This window comes from Streptomyces sp. NPDC047014, from assembly GCF_040644195.1.
In the GTDB taxonomy this organism is placed as follows: Bacteria; Actinomycetota; Actinomycetes; order Streptomycetales; family Streptomycetaceae; genus Streptomyces.
The window spans coordinates 61,127-68,823 of record NZ_JBEYVX010000032.1 but is presented as its reverse complement, the minus strand read 5'-3'; the positions used below and the strand labels follow the sequence as shown (position 1 = coordinate 68,823).

At 74.5% G+C, this 7,697-nt stretch carries 7 protein-coding genes; 6 read left to right on the top strand and 1 reads right to left on the bottom strand.

What is annotated here, in order from left to right; genetic code table 11:
- Nucleotides 1-265 precede the first annotated feature (265 nt).
- Together ABZ873_RS19240 and ABZ873_RS19235 are read left to right on the top strand one after the other, a co-directional pair.
- On the top strand, nucleotides 266-1,261 hold the full coding sequence (locus ABZ873_RS19240) for a DUF4349 domain-containing protein (RefSeq protein WP_360873077.1): 996 nt from the start codon (nucleotides 266-268) through the stop codon (nucleotides 1,259-1,261).
- Between the two features lie 59 nt (nucleotides 1,262-1,320).
- A complete protein-coding gene (locus ABZ873_RS19235; protein ID WP_360873074.1) occupies nucleotides 1,321-2,703 on the top strand; it encodes an FAD-dependent oxidoreductase in 1,383 nt (460 codons plus the stop codon).
- 10 nt (nucleotides 2,704-2,713) lie between these two features.
- On the opposite strand, the gene hemE is transcribed toward ABZ873_RS19235, so the two are convergent.
- A complete protein-coding gene (gene hemE / locus ABZ873_RS19230) occupies nucleotides 2,714-3,778 on the bottom strand; it encodes a uroporphyrinogen decarboxylase (RefSeq protein ID WP_360873072.1) in 1,065 nt (354 codons plus the stop codon).
- A gap of 91 nt (nucleotides 3,779-3,869) precedes the next feature.
- On the opposite strand from hemE, the gene ABZ873_RS19225 reads away from it, so the two are divergent.
- The 4 genes from ABZ873_RS19225 to ABZ873_RS19210 all read left to right on the top strand — a co-directional run bounded on the left by ABZ873_RS19225 (nucleotide 3,870) and on the right by ABZ873_RS19210 (nucleotide 7,673).
- Nucleotides 3,870-4,526 carry a DUF3000 domain-containing protein gene (locus ABZ873_RS19225; protein ID WP_360873069.1) on the top strand — a complete coding sequence of 219 codons (657 nt, stop codon included), beginning with the start codon at nucleotides 3,870-3,872 and terminating at the stop codon, nucleotides 4,524-4,526.
- Nucleotides 4,527-4,737: 211 nt separating this feature from the next.
- Nucleotides 4,738-5,400, top strand: a complete 663-nt coding sequence (locus ABZ873_RS19220) for a response regulator transcription factor (RefSeq protein ID WP_007267191.1) — start codon at nucleotides 4,738-4,740, stop codon at nucleotides 5,398-5,400.
- Nucleotides 5,401-5,524: 124 nt separating this feature from the next.
- Nucleotides 5,525-6,808 (top strand): ribonuclease D, encoded by a 1,284-nt coding sequence (locus ABZ873_RS19215; protein ID WP_360873065.1) that lies wholly within the window; start codon nucleotides 5,525-5,527, stop codon nucleotides 6,806-6,808.
- Nucleotides 6,809-6,923: 115 nt separating this feature from the next.
- Complete coding sequence (locus ABZ873_RS19210; RefSeq protein WP_360873062.1) at nucleotides 6,924-7,673, top strand: ferritin-like domain-containing protein; 750 nt, start codon at nucleotides 6,924-6,926, stop codon at nucleotides 7,671-7,673.
- The last annotated feature ends 24 nt before the right edge of the window (nucleotides 7,674-7,697 follow it).

Below are 7,697 nucleotides of genomic sequence, written 5' to 3'. Positions count from 1 at the left end.
GCCGCCGCGAGGCCCGCGATGCCGCCGCCGATGACGACGGCATGGCCGGGGGGGCCGCCGGCCGGGGCGCTGCCTGCCGGGGTGCTGCCCGCCGGCCGGTCCGTACGCATGTCCGCTTCGTGCATGGACACATCGTCTCAGACCGCTCTCCGAGGCCGGACCGTGACCGCATCGGGACCGGGCCGGAACCGGCGAGGCGAAACCCGCGGCGGGCCCCGCGACGTCGAAACGGCAACACCAGCCGAACGACGGGGGTTTCCGAGCGATGCACAGCAGCACCAGACAGCGTTCCGCGGCGGCCCTGGCCGCCCTCTCCCTGGTGGGCGCGCTCGCGCTCACCGGCTGCGGCGCGGGCGGCGAGGGGGCCGCGCAGGACAAGGCGGCCGTGGCGCCCGCCGAGGGCAAGGCGCAGGAGCCCGCACGCGGCGGGGCGGCGGCCCCGGCCCCTGCGGGGTCGGCGGGCTCCCCGGGCGGTGCCGCCGACAAGAACGCCCAGCCCCCGGCCGCGGTCCGCCCGAACGTCATCCGTACGGCGACGCTCGGCATCGAGAGCACCGACGTGCAGAAGACCCTCGCGGCGGCCCGTACCGCGGCCGACGGGGCGGGCGGCTATGTCGGCAGCGAGTCGACCAAGCGCGGCGGGAACGGCCGGATGACCTCGACGGTGGTCCTGCGGGTCCCGGGCGAGCGCTACGACGGCGTGCTCGGCGCGATGGAGGGCAGCGGGAAGCTGCTGCACCGCAAGGTGGACGCGGTGGACGTCACCGAGAAGGTCGCCGACATCACCAGCCGGGTCTCCTCGCAGCAGGCCAGCGTGGCGCGCGTGCGGGAGATGATGGGCAAGGCGTCGGCGCTGAGCGAGGTGGTGATGCTGGAGGGCGAGCTGAGCCGGCGTCAGTCCGATCTGGAGTCGCTGCTCGCGCAGCAGACGGCGCTCAAGGACCAGACCGCGATGGGCACGATCACCCTGGAGGTCTCCGAGCCCGCCCCCGCCGCCCAGGAGAAGAAGGAGAAGGAGCCCACTTTCCTGAGCGCCCTGGGCGGCGGCTGGGACGTCTTCACCACGGTGCTGCGCTACCTGACGCTGGCGGTGGGCGCCGCACTGCCCTTCGCGCTGGCCGGCGCGGTGGTGCTGGTGCTGTTCCGCCTCTACCGGCGCCTGCGGCCGGCGCGGCCGAAGGCGGCACCGGCTCCGCAGTGGGCGGAGGTGCCCGCGCCGCGGGCCGGGGCAGCGGACGCGGGGGCGGCCGCGCGGGACTGAACGGGCGGCTGCACGTAGCGTGTTCACCATCGGACGGTGGTGAAGGGGTGGTGCGGGCGATGGCGACGGAACGACTGGTGGTGGTCGGGGGCGACGCGGCGGGGATGTCCGCCGCGTCACAGGCCCGCAGGCTCAGGGGCGCCGGTGAGCTGGAGATCGTCGCCTTCGAGCGCGGCCGCTTCACCTCCTACTCCGCGTGCGGGATCCCGTACTGGGTGGGCGGGCTGGTGGCCGGACGCGACGAGCTGATCGCGCGGACCCCGGAGGAGCACCGCGCCCGGGGCATCGACCTGCGCACCCGCACCGAGGTGGTGGAGCTCGATCTCGCCGGCTCCCGGGTGCGCGCCCGGGATCTGGACGGCGGGTCCGAATCCTGGACGGCGTACGACAAGCTGGTGCTCGCGACGGGCGCCCGGCCCATCCGGCCCCGCCTCCCCGGCATGGGCGCGCACGGGGTGCACGGCATCCAGACGCTGGAGGACGGCGGGCGGCTGCTGGACTCGCTGGAGCGCACCAGGGGCCGGCGGGCGGTCGTGGTCGGCGCGGGCTACATCGGCGTGGAGATGGCGGAGGCGCTGGTCCTGCGCGGGTACGAGGTGACCGTGCTGCACCGGGGCGAGCAGCCGATGGCCACGCTGGACCCGGACATGGGCGGCCTGGTGCACACCGCGATGAACCGGATGGGGATCCGTACGGTCGCCCGCGCCGAGGTGACGAAGATCCTCACGGACGAGGAGGGGCGGGTCCGCGCGGTGGCCACGGCGCCCGGCGAGGAGTACCCGGCGGACGTGGTCGTGCTCGGGATCGGCGTCGAGCCGCGCACGGCCCTGGCCCGCGCGGCGGGCCTGCCGCTCGGGCCCTCGGGCGGCCTCCTCACCGACCTGTCGATGCGCGTCCGGGGCCACGAGGACATCTGGGCGGGCGGGGACTGCGTGGAGGTCCTCGACCTGGTGGCGGGCCGCACCCGGCACGTCCCGCTGGGCACCCACGCCAATAAGCACGGCCAGGTCATCGGCTCGAACGTGGGCGGCGGCTACGCCACCTTCCCCGGGGTGGTCGGCACGGCCGTCAGCAAGGTCTGCGACCTGGAGATCGCCCGTACGGGGCTGCGCGAACGGGACGCGCGGGAGGCGGGCCTGCGCTTCGTGACGGCCACCGTCACCTCCACCAGCACGGCGGGCTACTACCCGGGCGCGGCGGAGATGACGGTGAAGATGCTGGCGGAACGCCGCACGGGCCGGCTGCTCGGCGTGCAGATCGTCGGCGGCGCCGGCGCCGCGAAGCGCGTGGACGTCGCGGCGGTGGCACTGACGGCGGGCATGACGGTGGAACAGGTCGTCGCCCTGGACCTCGGCTACGCCCCACCCTTCTCCCCAGTCTGGGACCCGGTCCTGGTGGCGGCCCGCAAGGCGGTCACCGCGGTCCGCGCGGCGGGCGTCTGAGCGCTCCCGCTCAGCGGGCGGTGCGGGTGTGGACGTGGTCCACCAGGCGGGTCAGGGCGTCGGGGTCCGTCGTGGGCAGGACGCCGTGGCCGAGGTTGAAGATGTGGCCCTCCAGGCCGGCGGCGGCCGCCAGGACCTCGTCCGTCTTGGCGGCGACGGCCTCCGGGGTGGAGAAGAGCACGGCCGGGTCCAGGTTGCCCTGGAGGGCCTTGCCCGGACCGACGCGGCGGACCGCCTCGTCCAGCGCGACCCGGTAGTCGACGCCCACGACGTCGGCGCCGGCCTCGCCCATCAGGCCGAGGAGTTCGCCGGTGCCCACGCCGAAGTGGATGCGCGGGACCCCGTAGGAGGCGACGGACTCCAGGACCTTCGCCGAGGCGGGCATCACCGAGCGGCGGTAGTCCGCCGGGGCGAGGGCGCCGACCCAGGAGTCGAAGAGCTGGACGGCGGAGGCGCCGGCCTCGATCTGGACCTTGAGGAAGGCGGAGGTGATCTCCGCGAGCCGGTCGAGCAGGTCCGCCCACAGCTCCGGGTCCCCGTACATGAGGGCCTTGGTGTGCTCGTGGTTCTTGGAGGGGCCGCCCTCGACGAGGTAGCTCGCGAGGGTGAAAGGAGCGCCCGCGAAACCGATCAACGGCGTGCCGCCCAGTTCACCCGTGAGCATGCCGATCGCCTCGGTGACGTACGTGACGTCCTCCGGGGTGAGGTCGCGCAGCTGTGCGAGGTCCTCGCGGCGGCGGATCGGCTGGGCGACGACCGGGCCGACACCGGGCTTGATGTCCAGGTCGACACCGATGGCCTTGAGCGGGACCACGATGTCGGAGAAGAAGATCGCCGCGTCCACCTTGTGGCGGCGCACCGGCTGGAGCGTGATCTCGGTGACCAGGTCGGGGCGCATGCAGGACTCCAGCATGGCCGTGCCCTCGCGCACCTTGCGGTACTCGGGGAGGGAGCGCCCGGCCTGCCGCATGAACCACACCGGCGTGTGCGGCACGGGCTCGCGCCGGCACGCCTTCAGGAAGGCGGAATCGTACGTCTGGCTCGGCTGGCCCTGGGGGCGGAGGTTGGCGCTCACGACCCAAATCTTCGCACGTATGAAGAAGTGCCCGACCCGGCACGGGTGTCCCTGCGCCGTACGGACTCACATACCGCCTAGTCTTCCCCGCATGGCTGCGGCTCAGGGACGATTTTCAGATGGCGCCGAGGGTACGGGCAGCGCGCAGGAGGGCTCCGTCCCGCTCCCGTTCCGGCGGGCGGTCGACGGCCTCAAGAAGGCGCGGCTGCGTCCGGGGATCGAGATCGATCCGACGAAGCCGCCCCAGAGGCTGGCGCCGTACGCGTACGCGCTCGAAGCCGCGGTGGTGGACGGGGAGGACGATCTGGCCGACGGCCGGCTCATCCTGCTCCACGACCCGGCCGGGCACGAGGCGTGGCACGGGACCTTCCGGCTGGTGACGCTCGTACGGGCGGAGCTGGAGCCGGAGATGGCCGCGGACCCCCTGCTGCCCGAGGTGTGCTGGTCCTGGCTGACCGGGGCGCTGGAGGCGCGCGGGCTGGCGTACGGGGAGGCGAGCGGGACGGTGACCATGGCCGGCTCGCACTACTTCGGCGGGCTCGCGGAGCGGCGTCCGGCGACGCAGATCGAGATCAGGGCCTCGTGGACGCCGCGCGAGGGCGCGGGCGGGGTGCCGGACACCTCGGCGCACCTGGCGGCGTGGTGCGAACTGATCTGCCAGATCGCGGGCCTGCCGCCGGTGGGCCCGACGGACACGGCGACGGGCGTGGTCTCGCTGCCGCAGCGGCGCGGTCCGCACCACCCGTAGGCGCGGTCACATCCCGGCGTCCGTTGTGGGCTTCTGATCACCTGATGATCGATCGTGCGTCCGAATTGCCCTAATTGTTACTCACCAAATCGTGATCATTCCCTAAAGCCGGGCGGGTGACGTGCCGAAGGAGTCAGTGACCGTCCCCACGGGTCCCACCGGCTTCCTTCCCCGAGCCGGCCCACCCCGCCACTCCCCCAGGAGGCCGTAGGTGTCCGTTCTTCTCGAGCAGCCCGCAAGCCTGGTCGCCTACCGGCCGAACAAGCCCACCGCCATGGTCGTCGTCGCCGACCCGCGTGTCCGCTCCACGGTGACCCGCCATCTGTGGGCCCTCGGAGTCCGCGACGTGATCGAGGCGTCCTCCATCGCGGAGGCCCGCCCCCGCGTCGGCAGCCCGCGCGACATCTGCGTGGCCGATGTGCACCTGCCCGACGGCTCGGGCCTCACCCTGCTCTCCGAGACCCGCGCCGCAGGCTGGCCGAACGGCCTGGCCCTGTCCGCCGCCGACGACATCGGCGCCGTCCGCAACGCCCTCGCGGGCGGGGTGAAGGGCTACGTCGTCACCGGTACGCGCACCAACATCGGGCTCCCCACCCGGCCCGGCGCCGCCCCCATCGGTGCCGCCGCCGCCCGTATGCACCGCCGCCCCCCGGGTGCCCCGAGCCACCCGGGCGGCTACCGCGAGCTCTCCGGCCGCGAGGTCGAGGTCCTGCGCCTCGTCGCGGAGGGCCAGTCCAACAAGGCCATCGGCGTCTCGATGGGCCTGTCCGCCCTGACCGTCAAGTCCCACCTGGCCCGGATCGCCCGCAAGCTGGGCACCGGTGACCGCGCCGGAATGGTCGCGGTGGCCCTGCGGACCGGGATCATCCACTGAACGCGGGCCGCGGCCCCCGGATAGACGTCCGGGAGACCCCCGGAGAACTTCCCGCGTACTGATCGCGCCCGTCGACGGAACGTTCCGGCGACGGGCGCGTCGTATACACGGATACCCTTGACCGGTGACCGACGCCCAAGAGACCGCAGCAGACCTGCGCACCACCACCGGGGGCGGCCCCCCGGACGACGTCGTTGTTCCGCCCGGTGGGCAGCCGATCCCCTTGCTGGAGCCCCGTGAGGGCATCCCCCCGGTGGTCGCCGACGCGGACGCCCTCGCCGATGTGGTCGCGGCCTTCGCCGCGGGCACCGGCCCCGTCGCCGTCGACGCCGAACGCGCCTCCGGATACCGCTACGGCCAGCGCGCCTACCTGGTGCAGCTGCGCCGCGAGGGCGCCGGCTCGGCGCTGATCGACCCGGTGGGCTGCCCCGACCTCTCCTCGCTGGGCGAGGCCCTGTCCGGGACCGAGTGGATCCTGCACGCGGCCACCCAGGACCTGCCCTGCCTGCGCGAAATAGGCATGGTCCCCACCTCGCTGTTCGACACCGAGCTCGCGGGCCGCCTCGCCGGCTTCCCCCGCGTGGGACTGGGCGCGATGGTCGAGAGCGTGCTCGGCTACGCGCTGGAGAAGGGCCACTCCGCCGTCGACTGGTCCACCCGCCCGCTCCCCGAGCCCTGGCTGCGCTACGCCGCGCTGGACGTGGAGCTGCTGGTGGACCTGCGGGACGCGCTGGAGAAGGAGCTGGACCGGCAGGGCAAGCTGGAGTGGGCCCGCCAGGAGTTCGACGCGATCGCCTCCGCACCGCCCGCCCCGCCGCGCAAGGACCCCTGGCGCCGCACCTCCGGCATGCACAAGGTGCGCCGCCGCCGGCAGATGGCCGTCGTACGGGAGCTGTGGGAGTCCCGGGACCGGATCGCGCAGCGGCGCGACGTCTCCCCCGGCAAGGTGCTGGGCGACGCCGCGATCGTCGAGGCCGCGCTGGCCCTGCCCGCGAACGCGCACACCCTGTCCGCGCTGCCCGGCTACGGGCAGCGGATGGGCCGGCGCCAGCTGGAGCAGTGGATGGCCGCCGTGGACCGGGCGAAGGCGCTGCCCGAGAGCGAGCTGCCGCAGCCCGGCGCGAGCCCGGCCGGTCCGCCGCCCCCGCGTTCCTGGGCGGACAAGGACCCGGCGGCCGCGGCGCGGCTGGCGGCGGCCCGGACCGCCGTGACGGCGCTCGCGGAGGAGCTGAACCTCCCGCAGGAGAACCTGATCACCCCGGACACGGTCCGCCGGCTGTGCTGGGAGCCGCCGCAGCGCCCGGAGGCGGCCGCGGTCGCGCAGGCGCTGTCCGCGTACGGTGCCCGCCCCTGGCAGATCGAACAGGTGACCCCCGCCCTGGTCACGGCCCTCGCCGCGACCGCCTGACACCGCATCCGCGACGAGAGCCCCCGGCCCACCCGGCCGGGGGCTCTTCTGATGTTACGCGCTCATGACACGTTCGGGGTTTTGAACACGCTCAACAGCGGCTAGCTTCTTGAACATGATCAAAACTTCGTACGAGGACTGGATCCGCGACTTCGAGGCCGAGCGGGAGCGCCGCGCCGCGCTCGGCGACCCGGACTGGACCCGCGGGGCGCGCCTGCCCCGGGCCCTCGTCCGCAGCCTCCAGAAGTTCCAGGTGGGCGAGGACGGCGACGGCTCGGCCCTGCTGGCCAAGGCCGGGCGGGCCGGGGACCCCTCCTACGCGGCCGCCGCGCGGCTGTTCGTCGCGGAGGAGCAGAACCACGCGCGGATGCTGGCCCTGCTGCTGGCGGCGGCCGGGGAGCCCGTACTCCCCGGGCACTGGAGCGACGCCGCCTTCGTACGGATCCGGCGGGTGCTCGGGCTGCGGGTGGAGCTGATGGTGCTGATGGTGGCCGAGGTGGTGGCCCTGTCGTACTACCGGGCCCTGCGCGACGGCGCCCCCGACGCGCTGACCGCGGAGGTCGCCGGGCGGATCCTGGGCGACGAGGAGCGGCACGTCCCCTTCCACTGCCGCCGCCTGAACGAAGGACTCGCCGGGCTGCCGCGGCCCGCCCGCCGGGCGGCGACCGCGGGCTGGCGGCTGCTGGTGGCGGGCGCCGCCGCGGTGGTGGCGGCCGATCACGGGGCGGCGCTGCGTACGGCCGGGGTCTCCCGCCGGGCCTTCGCCGCCGAGGTGGCGCGGGCGGCGGCGCCGATGGCCGCGGTCATGGCGGACGGCCCGGTTCCGCCCGTTCGGGTGAGCTCCGGCCGCACCTCGGCGGTGTGACCTTCACCGCTCCTCGGGGTGGGG

Coding starts and splice junctions, on each gene's coding strand:
- ABZ873_RS19235 (WP_360873074.1), top strand. CDS start 1,321: ATGGCGACGGAACGACTGGTGGTGGTCGGGGGCGACGCGGCGGGGATG.
- ABZ873_RS19240 (WP_360873077.1), top strand. CDS start 266: ATGCACAGCAGCACCAGACAGCGTTCCGCGGCGGCCCTGGCCGCCCTC.
- ABZ873_RS19225 (WP_360873069.1), top strand. CDS start 3,870: ATGGCTGCGGCTCAGGGACGATTTTCAGATGGCGCCGAGGGTACGGGC.
- ABZ873_RS19210 (WP_360873062.1), top strand. CDS start 6,924: ATGATCAAAACTTCGTACGAGGACTGGATCCGCGACTTCGAGGCCGAG.